At 65.3% G+C, this 16004-nt stretch carries 20 protein-coding genes; all 20 read right to left on the bottom strand.

Annotation, left to right across the window (positions count from 1 at the left end):
* On the bottom strand, positions 1-1740 hold the full coding sequence (locus Q0316_RS07215; protein WP_298670864.1) for a VirD2 family relaxase/mobilization nuclease: 1740 nt from the start codon (positions 1738-1740) through the stop codon (positions 1-3).
* 244 nt (positions 1741-1984) lie between these two features.
* Positions 1985-2758: a lytic transglycosylase domain-containing protein gene (locus Q0316_RS07220; RefSeq protein ID WP_298670865.1), complete on the bottom strand. Its 774-nt coding sequence runs from the start codon at positions 2756-2758 to the stop codon at positions 1985-1987.
* A 3-nt stretch (positions 2759-2761) separates the two neighbouring features.
* The gene (locus Q0316_RS07225) at positions 2762-3109 is read right to left on the bottom strand and encodes a DUF736 domain-containing protein (protein ID WP_298670867.1); all 348 of its coding nucleotides are present in this window, start codon (positions 3107-3109) and stop codon (positions 2762-2764) included.
* Between the two features lie 69 nt (positions 3110-3178).
* Positions 3179-3652, bottom strand: a complete 474-nt coding sequence (locus tag Q0316_RS07230; protein ID WP_298670869.1) for a S26 family signal peptidase — start codon at positions 3650-3652, stop codon at positions 3179-3181.
* A 68-nt stretch (positions 3653-3720) separates the two neighbouring features.
* Positions 3721-4242, bottom strand: coding sequence for a DUF2840 domain-containing protein (locus Q0316_RS07235; protein ID WP_298670871.1), 522 nt, complete (start codon positions 4240-4242; stop codon positions 3721-3723).
* Positions 4239-4493 carry a hypothetical protein gene (locus Q0316_RS07240; protein ID WP_298670872.1) on the bottom strand — a complete coding sequence of 85 codons (255 nt, stop codon included), beginning with the start codon at positions 4491-4493 and terminating at the stop codon, positions 4239-4241. The genes Q0316_RS07235 and Q0316_RS07240 overlap by 4 nt, the downstream gene beginning before the upstream one ends.
* On the bottom strand, positions 4490-5128 hold the full coding sequence (parA, locus tag Q0316_RS07245; protein WP_298670873.1) for a ParA family partition ATPase: 639 nt from the start codon (positions 5126-5128) through the stop codon (positions 4490-4492). The genes Q0316_RS07240 and parA overlap by 4 nt, the downstream gene beginning before the upstream one ends.
* The gene (locus Q0316_RS07250) at positions 5125-6285 is read right to left on the bottom strand and encodes a replication initiator protein A (protein ID WP_298670875.1); all 1161 of its coding nucleotides are present in this window, start codon (positions 6283-6285) and stop codon (positions 5125-5127) included. Before Q0316_RS07250 ends, parA begins: the two co-directional genes overlap by 4 nt.
* 18 nt (positions 6286-6303) lie before the next feature.
* A complete protein-coding gene (locus Q0316_RS07255) occupies positions 6304-6585 on the bottom strand; it encodes a helix-turn-helix domain-containing protein (protein WP_298670876.1) in 282 nt (93 codons plus the stop codon).
* Positions 6586-6723: 138 nt separating this feature from the next.
* The gene (locus Q0316_RS07260; RefSeq protein ID WP_298670878.1) at positions 6724-7290 is read right to left on the bottom strand and encodes a DUF2285 domain-containing protein; all 567 of its coding nucleotides are present in this window, start codon (positions 7288-7290) and stop codon (positions 6724-6726) included.
* Positions 7190-7498 (bottom strand): DUF6499 domain-containing protein, encoded by a 309-nt coding sequence (locus Q0316_RS07265; protein WP_298670879.1) that lies wholly within the window; start codon positions 7496-7498, stop codon positions 7190-7192. The genes Q0316_RS07260 and Q0316_RS07265 overlap by 101 nt, the downstream gene beginning before the upstream one ends.
* 111 nt (positions 7499-7609) lie before the next feature.
* Positions 7610-7876, bottom strand: a complete 267-nt coding sequence (locus Q0316_RS07270) for a DUF2285 domain-containing protein (protein ID WP_298670881.1) — start codon at positions 7874-7876, stop codon at positions 7610-7612.
* 101 nt (positions 7877-7977) lie between these two features.
* Positions 7978-8232: a hypothetical protein gene (locus tag Q0316_RS07275; RefSeq protein ID WP_298670883.1), complete on the bottom strand. Its 255-nt coding sequence runs from the start codon at positions 8230-8232 to the stop codon at positions 7978-7980.
* Positions 8233-8418: 186 nt separating this feature from the next.
* A complete protein-coding gene (locus Q0316_RS07280) occupies positions 8419-8742 on the bottom strand; it encodes a DUF736 domain-containing protein (RefSeq protein WP_130224716.1) in 324 nt (107 codons plus the stop codon).
* A gap of 584 nt (positions 8743-9326) precedes the next feature.
* Complete coding sequence (locus Q0316_RS07285; protein ID WP_298670886.1) at positions 9327-9767, bottom strand: hypothetical protein; 441 nt, start codon at positions 9765-9767, stop codon at positions 9327-9329.
* A 141-nt stretch (positions 9768-9908) separates the two neighbouring features.
* The gene (locus tag Q0316_RS07290) at positions 9909-10076 is read right to left on the bottom strand and encodes a hypothetical protein (protein WP_298670887.1); all 168 of its coding nucleotides are present in this window, start codon (positions 10074-10076) and stop codon (positions 9909-9911) included.
* 271 nt (positions 10077-10347) lie between these two features.
* Positions 10348-11772: a HEPN/Toprim-associated domain-containing protein gene (locus Q0316_RS07295; RefSeq protein WP_298670888.1), complete on the bottom strand. Its 1425-nt coding sequence runs from the start codon at positions 11770-11772 to the stop codon at positions 10348-10350.
* A gap of 134 nt (positions 11773-11906) precedes the next feature.
* Positions 11907-12830, bottom strand: a complete 924-nt coding sequence (locus tag Q0316_RS07300; protein ID WP_298670914.1) for a DUF2493 domain-containing protein — start codon at positions 12828-12830, stop codon at positions 11907-11909.
* Between the two features lie 309 nt (positions 12831-13139).
* The gene (locus tag Q0316_RS07305) at positions 13140-14177 is read right to left on the bottom strand and encodes a toprim domain-containing protein (RefSeq protein WP_298670890.1); all 1038 of its coding nucleotides are present in this window, start codon (positions 14175-14177) and stop codon (positions 13140-13142) included.
* Positions 14177-16004, bottom strand: a 1828-nt coding sequence (locus Q0316_RS07310; protein ID WP_298670892.1) for a strawberry notch C-terminal domain-containing protein, incomplete at its 5' end; no start/stop codon positions are given. The genes Q0316_RS07310 and Q0316_RS07305, both read right to left, overlap by 1 nt.

Here is a 16004-nt window from a genome sequence, read left to right on the forward strand (position 1 = left end):
TCAGAGGCCAAGGCCGCGCTTGCGGCCGAAGCTCCAGTCAATGCCGCCGTCATCGCGGGCGACGCCGGAGACGTGCTTGCCGAGCTGCTTTTCGAGGGAGGGCGTCCACGGCACGAGCTGGAAGCCGAGGCCGTCGTCCAACATGGCGAACCGCCCCGACGCGAGCGTGAAGCGCTGGCGGTAGGACCCGGCGACATATTCGCCGCTGGCCGCGCGATTGAACGGCTGGCCGGTCTCGGCGGCGAGCTTCTCGCCAAGCGCCTCCAACTCGCGGCGACGCAGCGTGTCGATCAGGTTGCGTGTGAAGGTGACGCGCTGGCCATGACGCTCGCCGAAGCCCTGTCCGACCAGATGATCGGCCCGGCGCTCCAAGGCTTGCCGAACCTCGGCGCCGAACCCGCCCTCGGACAGGGCAGCCGGCTCGCGGGCGATATTCTGCCGGTCGAGCCAGGTCGCGCCCGACGCCGTGATCTGGCGGTCGATATCGAGATCGGAGCGCGCGGCGATCGCGACGCGCCGCTGCCCCTGCGCGTCGTCAAACCTGCGCAGCTCGACGATCGAGCCCGGCGCGCTGTCGCCGGCCGCATCGAGGTCGGGGAGCTTGATGTGATGCGTCCGGCCATCGACACCATCGACCACGGCATAGGCCGTGCCCTTCAACTCGTCGTCGAGGCCGCGATCGACCAGCCGGCCGGTGACTGGCGTATCCAGACTCTCTGCCGCCAGTACATAGCTGGCCGAACCGCGCTCGATGCCGCGCTCGGTCAGCGCCCGGTGCATCCGCTTGATTATGTCGCCGCGCTCGCCGAGCTCGCGCAGCGTCGCCTCGGCCCTGCCGTCGATCATCCACTGGCCGGGGCCGACCTGCTCGGCGAGGCCAAGTGTTTCCAGCTTGCGAAGCCGCCCAACCTTCAGAGCATGATACTCGTCAGGCCGGATGCTCGGATCAGGCGCCATGTCGATGACGCCTCCGTCGCGGCCGTCGCGAACAAGCTGCCGATCGAGCTGGGTCCAGCGCTCCGCCTCGACCTGACGCTCCAGATTGCGACGGATGTCGAGATCCGTGCGCGGCCCCAATTCCTGCGTGACCAGATCGGCCGCGCGGGCGCGCATCCCTTCCTTGATGTAGTCGCGCGAGATGACGAGGTCCTGCCCGTCATCAGCGCGGCCGCGCAGGATGATGTGGACGTGCGGATTGTCGGTGTTCCAGTGATCGACCGCGGCCCAATCGAGCTTGGTGCCGAGATCCTTTTCCATCTGGCCCATCAGGTCGCGGGCGAAGGATTTGAGGTCCGCCATGTCGACGGCGTCTTCCGGCGAGACGATGAAGCGGAAATGATGCCGGTCGTCCTGGCATCGCTCGGCGAAGCCGCGGCCATCGGCGTCATCGGTCTCCGGCCCGAACAGCCGGGCCTTCTCCCCGTCACGGGTGACGCCCTCGCGGCGCAGATAGCTCAGATGGGCGGCAAGCGGCGCGGCGCGGGCGTGATGGCGAACGAGCCGGGTCTTGATGACGACGATGCGCGAGCGGCCCGTCAGCAGACGATTGGCGCGCACGCTCGCCGTGCGGCCGCGCCCGAAGGTCGAGCGGTTGCCGGAACTGATCCGGCCAGTGCGAGAGATACGGGCGCCGGCCTTCTGCGCGGCGGCGAGCGCCTGCGCGATGAAGGGTCGGGCGCGTTGCGCGCTGGATGAGCGGATGCGACCAGGCCGGATGCGGAAATCGTCCTCGCCGCTCATGGCTCAGAGCCCGCACATCGCGTCAAGCGCATGAAATCGCGGAGGAACAGGCGTCGCCGCGAGGTGCGCGGAAATCCCGCACCTCGCGAAAGCGGGCCATAACCTATTGAAACAGCACAACCGACCGAAGCCGCACCTCGCGGCTTTTTATCTCGCCATCGTCCGGTCGTGTTGCCTGCCTCCACCCTCTGCGCACCCCATGACACGCCGGAGCCCGCTATCGTGCGATCGGGAACCGGGCCGCTCATGGCGCATTCCTCCCGCCGGAGCGCGGCACAAACAGCCCGCCCGATTGCGGTTCGATGGCGGAAACATCGCGCACGGACGATGTCGTCATCGCGGCACCGGAAGCGCGCTCGGCCGGCACGGGACCAGCCATCGATATGCGCTCAGCTTGCGCGATGAACAGTGGCGCGCGTGTCCAGGCGAGTGGATCGGCCGCGGCTACCACGATCGGCCAAGTCGCATCGCCGCTGGTCACCGACGGTGCGACGATGGCGACATAGGCGCGCGTTTCCGCGGGCAGCGCGCGGCCCTTCAGCGAGTCCTCGTAACGACCAGGACCGGCATTGTAGGCCGCGATCCAGCCGGGCGATCCGTAGCGATCGAACAGCTCGCGGATGTAACCGGCGCCGGCGATGATGTTGTCATGCGGATCGTAAGGATCAGCGCCGAGACGGTGGCGAAGGCGCAAGCCTGCCCAGGTCGGCGGCATGATCTGCATCAGGCCCATTGCGCCCTTCGGCGAAAGGACGCGTGGATCGCCTGCACTTTCGGCACGCATCACCGCCCTGATCCATCCGATCGGAACGCGGAAGCGCTGCGAAGCCTCGGCGATATAATCGCCATAGGGATCGCGTGGCGACGGTTGAGCGGCGCCCAAGTCCTTCGCCATCGTGATCGCCGGCATGATGCTCGCGAGGGTGAGGCCGGAAAGGAGAAGGAGAGCCATGCGCCGGGCAGCGCAGCGCGGCCCGGACGCAATCGAACGGCTCGTCGGTTGACGAGAGCCAAGCATCGGTCAGTCCTTCTCGCCGCGATCGCGCGGACGCGACCAATGCAGCGACCAGGCCGAGCCGGCATCGTCGTCGAGGAAGAGGTTGGCGCGGATCGGGTGCGGGAATGTCGGATCGTCGATCAGCAGCGCTACGTATTCGCCGGCCTTCTCGCCGGAGCGTTTCCATCCGGCGCCGATCTCCGCGCCCGGCTCATTGTTCATGCCGTCGAAGACATGCACGCGATACTGCGGTGCGTTCTCAACCTCGGTCGGTTCGGCTGCGATGATTATGACGTCCTGGTTCAAAACCAGCGTCGTCAGATGCCCGACGAAGCCGGTCTCGTCGCGCGTGAATTCGCCAATCTGGGGCATGTCAGTTTCCTTCGCGGTGGGATTGGGATAGCCATCGGCGAGCACCGCTCCCGCCGAATGGGAAGGCGGTCAGCGTGTCGGCGCACGCCATTCGAAGCGGCCGGTGCCGTCTTCATCAGTCCACAGCGGGACGGCACGGCCGATGATCTGGTCGGTTGAGATCAAGCCGAAGTAGCGGCCGTCGAGGCTGTCGCGGACCTGCCAGTTCATGAGGAAGACTTCGCCAGTCTGGACCCGGCGGCAGCCTTGCCAGACGGGAAGATCGCGGCCTGCGCGATCGCGCTCCAGTGCCGCACCGACCTCCACACCATCGACGGTGATAGTGAGGTTCGAACGGCAAACGGTCTGCCCGGAGACGGCGAGGATGCGCTTCATCAGCGGCACGCCCTTGGGCAGGTAGCCGCGCTCGGCGAGGAAGGTCGCGAGCGGCTCCGGCGCATCGACCGCAACGAGATCGGTAACGTCGAACGGCCCGTCGAAGTCGGTTGAATAGAAGCCGATGGGCGCGCTCGCCGATGCGTTCCAGATCAGCTTGATCGGCATCGGCGTAAGGCCGGGATAGCCAACGCCAAGCGCTGCGAGCGTTGTCGCGAGGAGAAGCGCAGCGCGGCTCACGGCTCGGCCCTCCGGCGAGCCAAGAACGCGCGATGATGGTCGAGCGTGTAGGTGCGCGGCTCATGTCCGGCGGTCAGCCGGTTGTGGACGTGACGCCAATGATCGGGCGAGACCGCTTCGGGATCGATGCCGATGTGCTCGATGGCGTCGATCGCCTGCAGCACGCGCTCGACCCTGGGCCAGCTCTCGACCTTCAGCAGGATGTCGCCGCCAGGACGGACGAACGGCAGCGTCTGGTACGCCTCGCCGCGCGCAACCGAGCGCACGATGTCAATGCGCGAGATGGTCGTGCCGAAGTCATTCGATGCCCAGCGCACGAAGGCGAAGACCGCGCCGGGACGAAAAGACAGGACACGCCGACGGCGATCGAGAATCTGTTCGTGGGCGTGCGCGCCAAAGCGGATCCAGTTCTCGATCTTCTTCTCGACCCAGGTCGGTTCGACATGGGTGAGATTGTCTTGCTGGCGCGCGGTCGGCGTCGGGCCGCCGCGCACACGGGGGGCCGCGGCGCCGGTCATGAGGGGTCTCCTTCGATAGGTGGGAATTCGCGCGCGAGCATCTCGCGCAGCATGTCGGCAACGGTGACGCCGCGCCGGAAGGCGGCGATCTTGATCCGTCCGCGCAGGGCGGGCGTGACGTCGATCGTCATGCGGGCGGTGAAGGCTTCACCGTCCGCCGCGCGCGCCGCGGGAGCATCGGCGGCCTTGATCCAGGCTTCTTGTTTGGTCGGACGTGCCGCAAAGCCGCGCCGTTCGGATCGCTCGCTCATGGCGCGATCCTTTCGAGCTCGGTGACGAGCGCCGCGATCTCGCGCGCGGCGGGTCCGTCGTCGTCGATCTCGAAAGCGAGCCGGCCCGATTGCGCGGCGTCGGCGTAGATGACGCGCTGTCCGATCGCTGTGCGCAGCACTGGCGGATCGTGGTCGGCGAGCGTCTCGGCCGTCTCGCGGGCGATCACGGTGCGCGCGCCGCAGCGATTGAGGACGAAGCGAGCGCGAAGCTCCGGCCGAAAGATGCGCGCTTCCGACAGAAGCGCCAGCATCTCGGCCGAGGCCCAACCGTCGAGCGGTGACGGCTGCACCGGGATCAACACCAGGTCGGCGGCGAGGAGCGCGGAGCGCATCAGCCCGGCGACACGCGGCGGCCCGTCGATGACGACATGATCGACGTCGCGAGCCAGCTCCGGAACCTCGCGATGGAGCGTGTCGCGCGCCAGACCGACGACTCCGAACAGGCGCGGCGCGTGCTCGCGGGCGCGTTGCTGCGACCAGTCGAGCGCAGACCCCTGCGGATCGGCATCGACCAGCGTGACTCGCTTTCCCTTACCGGCCCATTCGCCGGCGAGATGCAGCGCCAGTGTCGTCTTGCCGACGCCGCCCTTCTGGTTGAGGAGAGCCACGATCATCGGCAGCCTCCGGAACGCGGACCAAAGGGGAGCTGCGGAACGACGGAGGCATGATTTCCCGCTGCGTCGCTGATGGTGAGAGCGGTGCTGCTGGAGCGCCGTTTGCCGGTGGCGCTGAGGGCGTTCGCCGTCTGCCGCACGAGGTTTTCCACCTCGCGCGCGCGCTCTTCAAAGTTAGATTCTCTGTTAGATTCTAAGTTAGCGGCGCGATTTTCGGTTCTGCTGTCGTGGGTTAGGTCGTGTTTCGGTTCCCGTTGGCACGAGGGGCCGGTTCCTGATGGCACGCGCTTTCGGGTTCCCGATGGCACGAAGCCTTTCACAGCTTTTCCACAGGGCGGCGTCCGCTCGAAAGCGAGCAACGTCCGGCCGCCGGCCTCGATCTCCAGGAACAGCGTGTAGCCGGGAAGCGGCTGGCGACGGATGATGTCGCGCAGCTCGAAGGCGAAGCGTTTGAACGGCGACAACGCGCCGGACTTCTGGTGGAGGTGGCGAAAGTCGAATCGCCAGCCATTGCGCTGGCGCCCGCCGTGCTTGCGCACCAGGCGATAGAGCCAGCGATCGAGTCCGCCCGTGAGATCGAAATAGGCCCGGTCGATCGTCAGCACGAGCGCGTCGTCGAGAACGGCCTGATAGAACCAGTCCGGGACGATCATCTCGATCCCGTCCGGCTTGCCGTTGCGATCGGTGCGCTCCTTCCACTCGTTGATCCACGAGAAGCGGTGACGCCGGCCTTCGGTGGGCTGCCGGATCGAGGTGCTGACTGTCGTCGATTGCAGGCGATCGAGCGCGGCCTTCAGGCGCTGATAGTCGCGTAAGGACGTGCCGCGGCCGATAAATTTGAGAATCTCATAGGGCGTGGCGACCATCAGGCGCGACGTGCGCAGGCCGGCGTCACGCGCCTCGACGATTTGGCTCGCCGCCCAGATGAGGATGTCGGCGTCCCAAATGGTCGCCATGCCGTGATCGGGTACGGCCTCTACGCGGATCGACACATCGCCGGCGGCGAAGTCGATCGGCGCGACGCGGTGCGATTTGGAGAGTGAGAAAAACGGATAGGCCATGAGATCCTGCGCGTCTCGGGCTGCGAACTCGCCGGGGAGCGCACGGAACAGATCGAGCTGCCCGCGCTCCGAGAGGGATTGGTGTCGCGCCGCCATTCGGGAATCCGGGGGTGGTCAGCGCGCGTATCGTCCGGCATGTGCCGGCGGCGCAGGCGTATGGCGCTTGGCCGGAAGCACGGTGCCGCGCGGATCGGAGGTGGAGGTGACGGCGCCGCGCTCGGCCCAGGCGTCGAGATCGTCGACCGCATAGACGACGCGGCCGCCGAGCTTGCGATAGGCCGGACCCGTTCCGTAAGTCCGATGCTTTTCGAGGGTGCGGGCCGAAAGGCTGAGGAATTCGGCGGCTTCCTTGGTGCGCAGGTAGCGCGGCGGGAGAACGGCGAGATCAGGTCGCATGAGAGGGCCTCCGTGGGTTCGTTGGGACCGCCGGGAAGCGGCGGGTAACGAAGGCCACGTTGGCGAAGCAGGACCGGCGAGATGCAGGGCGAATTCAGGGGGGCCTAAATTCGCCCACCAACGTCGAATGGAGGCCGGCTAGAATTGCCGGCGATGACGAAGCAGCGCGCGATACCCACCCACGATCATCGCTCGGGCATCTCGAAGCAGGGCCTTGGTGGCGTGGCGGGCGGAAGATGCCTGCCAGTCGTCGCGACCAAGAGAGCCGATCCGAAAAACGACCTGCGCGATCTCTTGCTGGGTCGCGCCCGCGCGATGACCGTCGAAAGCTTGCAGCATCCGGCACAGCCGCGCACGTTGCTGCCGTGTCACTCGGGTGTCGGGCGGTATGGCGCGACCATGAAGGGCGGCGAGCAAGCGGGCGACCGATTCGAGCCGGTCGAAGCCTTCCAGGCCGAGCGGGATGAAGGCGCCGAGAGGTTTGGCGGGCCGTGTCGCGGAGGGACGAACAAGCGCTACGCGCTGGCCGTTGCCGAGATCGAAAACCAGATGGGTTTCGCCGCCGGCGTCGACGCCGATGGCGGCGTCGATCGTCGGCTGGGGGTCAGCGCTTGCGGATGGAATATCGGGAGGTGCGGCAAGAACGATGGCGCTGGTGTCTTCCTGGGGAAGCCAGATCACCCGCGCTTCGGGAGGTGCCTGCATCGGGTCTACGGGGAAATCGCAACCCCCACCGCTGCCCGATCCTGTCGGTCAGCGCGCCCAACTCGCTTTCGTTGTCGCTGAGCGCTTGAAAATCTCTATCGTAGGATTCATTGCGACGCAGCCATTCCCACGCGACGTCGGACGCGGTCATGTCGGCGACATGGGCATAGCGTTCCGAAGAGCGCCAGCCGGAAGCATCTGGTGTCATCACGATCCTCCCTAGTCGTTGAACTTGTGGGAGAGTCAGGATTCCCGGCTGGGTTGTTCAGTGGAAGTCAGAGGACCGGCAAAGGGTGGTGCCGAAAAGGCATCGCGGCGATCACTGTGCCGAGTGTACCAGGTCTCGATAGCCGTGCTCGGTCATCCACTGGGCGCGGGCGAGATGCGTGTCATGGATCTGGCGGCACCGGTGCGGTTCACGTGCCGGATCGAGGCCAAAGAGGATCTGGACGGCTTCGCGCCAATCAGCTCTGTCGCGCGAGGAATCGAGCAGGCGCAGATAGAGAACCATATGCTCGCGGTCATAGGCCGTGAGGGTCTGGCTGATCGGGGGCGCGTCGAGAAACGGCGGCATCGCGGATTCCATCAGGCGACTATAATCGCGCGGAAAGCATTCGTTAATACTCGTGCCTGGCATTACTGTGACAACGTGCGATGGATGGTGTGCGCCACGCGATCACGGCGCTGCTAACGCCTCGTCGGCCGGTTGTCCCGCTCATAGAGCAGCAGCACTCCTTCGCCCTTGTCGGTGGAAAGCAGGACGATACCGGCTGTTTCAAGCGCCCTTCGGACCTGATCGCGCGTCGACTCGTACACCTCTAGTCCACTTTCGGACTCAAGGCGCTTGAGCGCGGTTAGCGATGTCCGGGCCTTGTCAGCGAGCGTCTCCTGTGTCCACCCCAGCAACGCGCGTGCGGCCCGCGATTGTCGGGCGGTGATCATGCATGATCACCTCCCACCGACGGCCACACGCTTGCCAGAACTACGACTATAATAGTCGCTCCTGGCCCCCGCTGCGAGGAAATTCGACTTTGAAGGGTCTGCCCAGCCCTAGTTGGCCATCTGAGGTGATTCGCGCCTGAAACAGGGGAAAGGCCCCGGCCTGTTCGGCCGGGGCCTTGCTCGGGCTCAGTCGCCGCGGCGGGTCGGGCGGGACCAGATCAGCGAGTGGGTGTCGCCGTCCTCGTCGTCGAAGAGGTTGGCGTAGATGGGGGCGTTGAAGCTCGGATCGTCGAGCTTGAGGCCCAGATAGTCGCGGCCCTCGTTGGAACGCTTGGACCAGGCGGCGCCGATTTCCGCGCGGCCGACCAGAACCCGGTGGCTTGGGGCGTTCTCACCGGTGGCGCGCTGGTCGGGGACGATGCGCACGCCCTTGGCCTGGACGCTGAGGGTGACGATTTCCCCGGTGAACTCGTTCGAGCCGGTCTTCTTGAAGGTGCCGATGGTCGCCATTGTAAGTCTCCGTTTTCGTTTTCGGGACCGCTCCATTGCGGCCTCGATGGCGATCGACAGGCCGGAGGCGACCGACGCCGCATCGCCTGCGACCGGAGCACAGCGGAGGACGGCGCAGGAACGACTTTGTTGTTTCGCGAGGAATGACGGCCTTGGCCGGCAGGGGAAGAAAGTCGGGACGCGTCGTTGCGGCATAGGCGGTCGAGGCGCAGCCGTCCTTCGGGCAGATCAAGCCATTGAAGAGGCCGTTTGGGGCGGTCTGGGGACGATCAGAAACGGACGGTCATGGCGACCTGCTCGCAACCGCAAGAGGTCCAGATTGATGCACCGGAACGGCCCTTCCCTCGGATAGGCAGGTTCGAGCCTTCGTTTCCAGGCCGGTCAGCGGAGAGAACACCAGCGATTGCGGTGTGAACCCGCTCCGGAGCACAGAGGAGCCGAACCCGGTCCATGCGAACCAAAGAGGATGGTCGCCCAGCACGCCTCACACTGATCCGGGTGACGTGGCTCCATTTCCGGGCGCGCAATGATGAGGTGGCCGACTTCCGCGGTCTGATCCTGCTCCTGACGGCTCCGTAACGCTGTCAGGCTCGTGCAATGCCCTGGCTGGACGGGCCGGTGGCCGCCATGCCTGCGACGCGCGCGAACGCCGTGACGCCGACCGCCGCTGCACCGATGACGGAGAACACGAGCTGCCAGGTTTCTGACGGCACGGTGTGCTTCACGATGCCATGCGTGGCGTGGTAGCCGGCGATGGCCGCGGGCGCGACGAATGCGAGCGCGATCAACAGGCGCGCCCATAGCGGGCGGACAATTCCGAGCAGGATCTGCCCCACGCCGAGCGTGACGCCCGCGCCGACCATGCCGACGAGGATCGCGCCCAGCCAGCCAGCGCCAGATTGATAAGCCCAAGTGCCGATGGTCACACCGGCGAAGAATGGCAGCGCGAAGACGGCGAGCGTGAACAGCAACCCGCACAAGACGCCGATGGCTGCGAAGGACAGGACGATGCCGAGGATAATCATGGTGGTGTCTCCGAAAGAGCAAAATCTGACGGTCGCGCCTTCCACCACCACCACAGCGCATTGGGGAGCATAGCAAAAGCTGTGCTCCGGCGGGAGCGGAAACCACAGGGGTTTTCCGCTTCGCCTGGAGGGCGCGCGCGGTCATGGCGCGAAGGGATCGATCTCGTGGACGATCTCCGAGACGTCGCCGTCGTATTCGCTCGCGGGTGTCACCGAGAGGGTGCCGTCGCCGGCGCGGAAGATCACGATTGCGACCATCAGGGTCGCGGCCAGGCTGAAGGCGAAGGCGCGTGCGTCGGGGAAGGACATTGATCCGGCTCCTGCTGGGCGGAGGACCATCCCCCCGCTGACAGGCGCCCGATGTGTTCGGTCGACGGCCGCAATCACCGCTCCGGCAAAGCCGGCGCGGCGGCACGCTTTGCGTAGTCCGACCCCTTGCGGGTTGATGGCGTCAGGCCATCGGCCGGACCAAGGATCAGCGCAGATAAGCGGAGGTGGTACACTGTGTCCGGCACCGGTGATTGTCTCTTCGAGCACTCGACCAAACAGTGTTTAGACTTCGGGCCTGCTGGCCTGAGTTTCATTCGGCATGCCGCCTCACGCCAAGGACCGACATTGAACGGGGCTCTCGGCAGGAAGAACGCGCTCGCGGTCTGCGCGAGAGGCCGGTCGCGATTCTGGCGGTCCCTCCGCCGTGTCTGGTCGCACCGCGGACAATCACTCGGTGCGTCTTCCAAGTCGCGAGACCTCGACAATCAAAGCGTCGAGTACCTGGGCGAGCTTGGATGTGTCGTATTTTTCCCGCGGCGAGTGTTTCGGCGTCCTGGTTCATGAAGTGACGGTCGTAGGATTCCTTGTGTTCAAGTGCGCCGTGCCAAGCGTCGATTTCTCGCTTGTAATTGCTCCAGATTACCCGAGCAGGTGGACAGTCGGGCAGATTGAGATCGAGATAACATTCAATTGCTGCAGCTCGACCGTTGATGTCGCACTCGCTGAGGCCCTCAGGGCCAAGCGCCGGGAAGAGTCGTAGTTCCTCAATTTCTGGCAGTACCATAGAGCGCAGATTATTCGGCATCTTCAATTCTTGAAGCTTACGATAGGCGTCGATGCCTTCCGCATCATTGTCGAGCAGGAATAATACCTGGTTCTGGATGTCGATACGCACCAGGCCCTCGGCGAACCGAACGAGGTTGCCGGTGCCCCAGAAGTGGTGCCGCTCCTCGCCATCGATAAAACGAAAGAAGTCGGTAACGTCTGGACGCAAAAGATCGAGCGCGCGACGCAAGATGCGTGCATCCGATGCACCTTCGGTTGCGACGAGAATAGCGTGGGTTCGCTGCGCGCCGGCTGCAAAGGAACTGCGCTCAACCCACCCTGCATTCACGATATTGCCGAACTGCCACACCACTTCGGCATCTGAGTTCGCCGGGTTGAGGGAAAATATTAGTAACATCGATGGCGCGCTCAGGATGCCGAGCTTTGCCGCAAGAAAGCTGGCCTCGGACCAGTATGAGTCGGAGTTTTCGGTCCAAGGGACGCGAGCAAACGATGCGGCATGCGCAGCGAAGCGACCTTGGGCGAGAGTGGCCCGCTCGTCAGTGTCGTAGTCGATGTACTCGTCGGCGAGGCCGGCCAACGGGAATAGGTTTGCGAGCGCACAGAACTCGCCGAAGTCTAAAAATCTGGCATCAGGTGCGTCCGCCTCGGAGATCGAGGCTGCTTCGGCGACGACGGCCTCGTATTCCGCTCGGGCGCTCTCCAGCGTGTGACCAAGAACGAAGAGCCTCGGCGTGACGCGGCCTAATGGCCGCACGAACGCTAGCTCGATTTCCGCCAGATCATCATCATCTTCAGGGTGGTTACGATAGTAGTCATAGTCGATGCCGTCACACGGCCGGCGGGCGAGATCGGATTCTTGAAAGAGATAGCCGTAATCATTGCCCATGTTGTTTTTTGCGCAGTCTAAAGAGACGCCGCTCACTTTTAGCTCGATCGATGTGCCCATGCGTTAGTTCATACCTTGGTTGCGCAGAAGCCATTACTCTCAGTCGCCTGAGTTTACCGCATGCTGAATAGCATGTGGCATCTATATCGGCCTATGAGGATGAGGTTGATCGGCTTGCGATGGATGGGTGGCGCTTACGCGCCACCGAATTTCCACACCGGGATGCCGAGCTTCTTGGCTTTGTCGGCGAGGTTGTCATTGATGCCGGTGCCGGGGAAGTGCAGCACGCCCTTCGGCAGGATTTGCAGCATCTCGTCATTGCGTTTGAAGGGTGCTGCCCGGCCGTGCTTCGTCCAGTCGGGTGCAAAGCCGATCTGTGGGACATTGCGATTCCTGGCCCAGAGAGAAGCGATCTTCTCGGCACCCTTCGGCGACTTGCCGTGGATCAGCACCATGTCGGGGTGCTTCTCGTGAACCTGGTCGAGCTTGGCCCAGATGAGGTGATGGTTGTCGAAATCGAGCCCGCCGGTGACGGCGATCTTAGGTCCGGGCGGCAGGAGCACCTCCTGCTCGGCGCGCTTCTTGGCCATGATAAAGTCGCGGCTGTCGATCATCGCCGAGGTGAGGTTGCGATGGTTGACCTTCGATCCGGACCGCGGGAGCCATGCTTTGCCGACCTGGCGTTCGTAGTGCTCGGCGGCCTGGTCGCGCATCAGTTCGAAGGCGGTCTGGCGTTCGACCAGCGTCTTGCCCTCGGCGATCAGGCGCTCGAGGTCGACTGACTTCACCTCGCTGCCATCCTGTTCGCGCTGGGAGCGCTTCTGGGCCTGCTCGTTGTCGTCCAGTTCGCGGTTGATCCGCTCGGCGGCGCGATGGAAGACATTGACGGTCGACCAGAGGAGATCGTCGAGGTCGGGTTCGAGGCGCGTGTCCTCCAGGGTCACGATCAGGGCGTCGAAGATGTCGGCGATCGCGCCCGCGACCTCGTTGCCGTCCGGCAGAAGCCGCTGATCGGGTTCGTCGGCGAAAGGCCGGTAGCCGTGGAGCTGCAATTCGTTGAGGACGTGGTCGGTCGGTGAGGATTCGTGGTGCGGTTCGTAGTCGTCGAGATCGCGCATCGGATGCTCCGTCGGATGGACCGCGACCGTCGCGGCCTTCATGGCGACGAAGCCCACCGGAGGGACGGCGCTGCACCCGGAGCGCGAGCGAGGGGCCGGAGCGTCAGCGGAGGATGGCGGAGGCCGGCTATTTTGTTTCGCGATGGAAAGCGGTCCCTTGGGGCCGCGCCGGAAAATAGCCGGCCGCAGCCATTGCCGGGCCGACCCACCTGTGGGCCGATCGCCCTCTCGAAGGCCGAGGCGCGGCCCTCTCCGATCCCCCGCATCTGAGCGAGCACAACGGCGCCGGCGCCACTGCTTCCTTGCCGGTTACGCCGCCTGCGCCATGAAGCGTGCGACGTCCTGCGGCCCGAGTTGCACCCGCGTCTGGCTGCGAAGTGTCGCGACCCCGAGTGTGCGGAGATCCTCGTTGAAGTCGCCGAGCTGGGGCGAGATCACGATCGCCTCGATCCTGGCCGCGTTCGCCCGTTCGACCAGGCTGTCACGCGCACCATCGCCCGCCGGATCGTCGTCGCGCAGGATGTAGAGCCGCCGCAGCGTGTCAGGGAGCAGGATGGCGGCGAGATGTGCCGCGGAGAGCGCCGCCACCATCGGCATGTCGGGCACGACCTGTCGGACCGAAAGGACCGTCTCGATGCCTTCGCCAGCCGCCATGACTTCGCCACCGACGCCAAAGCGGACCGCATTGCCGAGGAGATCGCCCATCGCCCGGCGCGGGGTGTCGAGTGGCGCCTTGTCCAGGCGTCGCGGGTCGAGCCAGGTGCGATGCGCCCCGGTGATCCTGCCGGCAAGGTCGGTGACGGCCGCGATCATGGCTGGCCACGTCTCGGTCGGCGCATGCTCGTCGGGTCGGTAGTAGCAGCGCGGATGGAAATACAGATTTCCGGTTCCACGGATATCCATAATGCCGCGTTGCCGGAGATACGCCGCGACGATTGTGCCCGGGATCGGCTGCGACATGCGGATGAGACGCCGCGCGGCTTCGGGCGATCCATGCGGTGCAGGCGCCAGGGGCCGGAACGCGGACTGCTCGGGTTCTGGCGACGGCAGGCTGAGGAAGACCCTGGCCTCGTCAGCGACGTCCTTGAAGTGGATGAGGCCGCAGCTCTCGCGGATCACGTCGAGGAGGTCTCCATGCTCGCCGGTGGCGGCGTCGGTCCATTTCCCGGCAGGGCCTTTGGGCAAGTCCTTGAGCCGGACGTACATCGAGCGGCCCTTGGTGTTACGGGCATCGCCCACCTGCCAGTAGTTGCCCTGGCGACGGCCGTTGCTGAGATAGTGGCGGCACACCGCCTCGGCCTGTCGGCCGAGATGTTGCGCAAGATCGGATGCGTCGAGACGAGCCATCACGCAGCCTCCCGCTCGCCGACGCGCTGGATCGGATAGGTGTCGATCAGCTTGCCGATGATGGCCGCGCCGTCCGCGCCGACGGGCACGAAGAAGCGGAGCTTCCACGTGATGATCTCGCTGAAGAGGCCATAGGCGCGCAGGCGCTCACGCATCGCGTCGGTGAAGCCCGACAATTCGATGCGATCGGCGCCCATGACGCGCACGCGGCGGAGTTGGAGGCTTTCGGCCAGGTCGAGGATCGTCTTGCCCTCGACCAGCGCGGCATAGGCGTGATCGGCTGAAAGGCTGGTCGTCCCGACCGTCGTGGCGTTGGCGACCCAGGCGGGCGACACGCGGCGGCCGATGATCCGTTCGCCATCGTCGGTCTGAAGCCGATAGACGCGGCTCGACTCGTTGGGCAGGCGCTTCCAGATCGGCAGCAGCAGGCCGGCTGCGATGTGGATCGTGGAGTCGGAATAGGCCGGCACCTCGGTGACTTCCGCGTTCCACGCGGCGGTGAACTCCGTCCGGCTGGCAGCGATCCAGTGGCTCTCGTCCATCATGCGCATCGAGGCATGATGCTGCTCCATAGGCCGGATCAGCCGGACGCGACGTTCGATCTCCCCATCGTCGAGCATGAGCGAAGGCGCTGGAAGCTGAACGGCGGCGCGGTGCGAGCGCTCGTTGACCAGCAACATGGCGGCCGGATCGTCGAGCCACGCCATCGCTTCCTCGGCGGTCATCGGCCGGTTGCGCTCGCGCTGCTGGATGGTGAGCAGGCTGGTTTCCGCGCCGGTGCCCGGATGGGTGTAGATCGTCTGGCGATCTGTGACGACGAAGCTCTCCGCGCGTAGCGTCTCCAGCCCGATGTCGTAGATGCCCGCCGCGATCGCGCCCTCGACCTTGGCAGTCAAAAGCTGCTCGAAGGCGGCGAACAGGATGTCCTGGAGGTCGATGGTCAGCGCGAGCAGGCGGTTGAGAAAGGTCGTGATCGGCGGCAGCTCGTCCTTGATGCCGTTGTCGTCCATCAGCTTCAGGCCGGTCGTGTCCTCGAACCGCTGGAGCGAGCACCCTTCGACCTTGCCGCGGACGATCAGGATATAGAGCTGGCGCAAGGCATCGCGCGCATAGTGGCTCTCCAGATTATCCTCGGGCCGGAACAGACCCTGGCCGCCGGTCTGGCGCTGGCCGCGCGTGATCGCGCCCAGCGTGTCGAGCCGTCGCGCGATAGTCGAGAGGAAGCGCTTCTCCGCTTTCACATTGGTCGCGATCGGACGGAAGAGCGGCGGCTGCGCCTGGTTGGTGCGGTGGGTGCGGCCAAGGCCCTGGATCGCGGCGTCGGCTTTCCAGCCCGGCTCAAGCAGATAGTGGACGCGAAGCCGCGTGTTCCGCGCCGACAGCTCGGCATGGTAGCTGCGTCCCGTGCCGCCGGCGTCGGAGAAGATCAGCATGCGCTTCAAATCGTCCATGAAGGCCTGGGTCTCGGCGAGATTGGCCGACGCGGCGCGGGTCTCGACCGCAAGGCGCTGTCCCTTGCGCACGATGCGACGCGAGCGGCCGGTGACCTCGGCCACCATGTCCGTGCCGAAATGTTGGACGATCTGGTCGAGCGCGCCAGGGACCGGCGGAAGGCTCGCGAGCTTCTCGATCAGCTCGGTGCGGCGGGCAACCGCCTCGCGACTTTCGACAGGCTGGCCGTCGCGATAGACCGGACGCGAGGACATATTGCCCTCGCCGTCGGTGAAGGGCTCGTAGAGCTGCACCGGGAAGGAATGGGCGAGATAGTCCAGGACGTATTCTTTGCAGTCGCAGTTTATGTCGAGCGTGGCAGCGGGAGGCGCAGAT

The organism is uncultured Sphingomonas sp. (assembly GCF_937871615.1).
Classification (GTDB): Bacteria; Pseudomonadota; Alphaproteobacteria; order Sphingomonadales; family Sphingomonadaceae; genus Sphingomonas.

Excerpts from the sequence above, each read along its gene's own strand:
- Q0316_RS07215 (WP_298670864.1), bottom strand. The coding sequence starts at position 1,740 with ATGAGCGGCGAGGACGATTTCCGCATCCGGCCTGGTCGCATCCGCTCA.
- Q0316_RS07220 (WP_298670865.1), bottom strand. The coding sequence starts at position 2,758 with ATGCTTGGCTCTCGTCAACCGACGAGCCGTTCGATTGCGTCCGGGCCG.
- Q0316_RS07225 (WP_298670867.1), bottom strand. The coding sequence starts at position 3,109 with ATGCCCCAGATTGGCGAATTCACGCGCGACGAGACCGGCTTCGTCGGG.
- Q0316_RS07230 (WP_298670869.1), bottom strand. The coding sequence starts at position 3,652 with ATGCCGATCAAGCTGATCTGGAACGCATCGGCGAGCGCGCCCATCGGC.
- Q0316_RS07235 (WP_298670871.1), bottom strand. The coding sequence starts at position 4,242 with ATGACCGGCGCCGCGGCCCCCCGTGTGCGCGGCGGCCCGACGCCGACC.
- Q0316_RS07240 (WP_298670872.1), bottom strand. The coding sequence starts at position 4,493 with ATGAGCGAGCGATCCGAACGGCGCGGCTTTGCGGCACGTCCGACCAAA.
- parA (WP_298670873.1), bottom strand. The coding sequence starts at position 5,128 with ATGATCGTGGCTCTCCTCAACCAGAAGGGCGGCGTCGGCAAGACGACA.
- Q0316_RS07250 (WP_298670875.1), bottom strand. The coding sequence starts at position 6,285 with ATGGCGGCGCGACACCAATCCCTCTCGGAGCGCGGGCAGCTCGATCTG.
- Q0316_RS07255 (WP_298670876.1), bottom strand. The coding sequence starts at position 6,585 with ATGCGACCTGATCTCGCCGTTCTCCCGCCGCGCTACCTGCGCACCAAG.
- Q0316_RS07260 (WP_298670878.1), bottom strand. The coding sequence starts at position 7,290 with ATGCAGGCACCTCCCGAAGCGCGGGTGATCTGGCTTCCCCAGGAAGAC.
- Q0316_RS07265 (WP_298670879.1), bottom strand. The coding sequence starts at position 7,498 with ATGACACCAGATGCTTCCGGCTGGCGCTCTTCGGAACGCTATGCCCAT.
- Q0316_RS07270 (WP_298670881.1), bottom strand. The coding sequence starts at position 7,876 with ATGGAATCCGCGATGCCGCCGTTTCTCGACGCGCCCCCGATCAGCCAG.
- Q0316_RS07275 (WP_298670883.1), bottom strand. The coding sequence starts at position 8,232 with ATGATCACCGCCCGACAATCGCGGGCCGCACGCGCGTTGCTGGGGTGG.
- Q0316_RS07280 (WP_130224716.1), bottom strand. The coding sequence starts at position 8,742 with ATGGCGACCATCGGCACCTTCAAGAAGACCGGCTCGAACGAGTTCACC.
- Q0316_RS07285 (WP_298670886.1), bottom strand. The coding sequence starts at position 9,767 with ATGATTATCCTCGGCATCGTCCTGTCCTTCGCAGCCATCGGCGTCTTG.
- Q0316_RS07290 (WP_298670887.1), bottom strand. The coding sequence starts at position 10,076 with ATGTCCTTCCCCGACGCACGCGCCTTCGCCTTCAGCCTGGCCGCGACC.
- Q0316_RS07295 (WP_298670888.1), bottom strand. The coding sequence starts at position 11,772 with ATGGGCACATCGATCGAGCTAAAAGTGAGCGGCGTCTCTTTAGACTGC.
- Q0316_RS07300 (WP_298670914.1), bottom strand. The coding sequence starts at position 12,830 with ATGCGCGATCTCGACGACTACGAACCGCACCACGAATCCTCACCGACC.
- Q0316_RS07305 (WP_298670890.1), bottom strand. The coding sequence starts at position 14,177 with ATGGCTCGTCTCGACGCATCCGATCTTGCGCAACATCTCGGCCGACAG.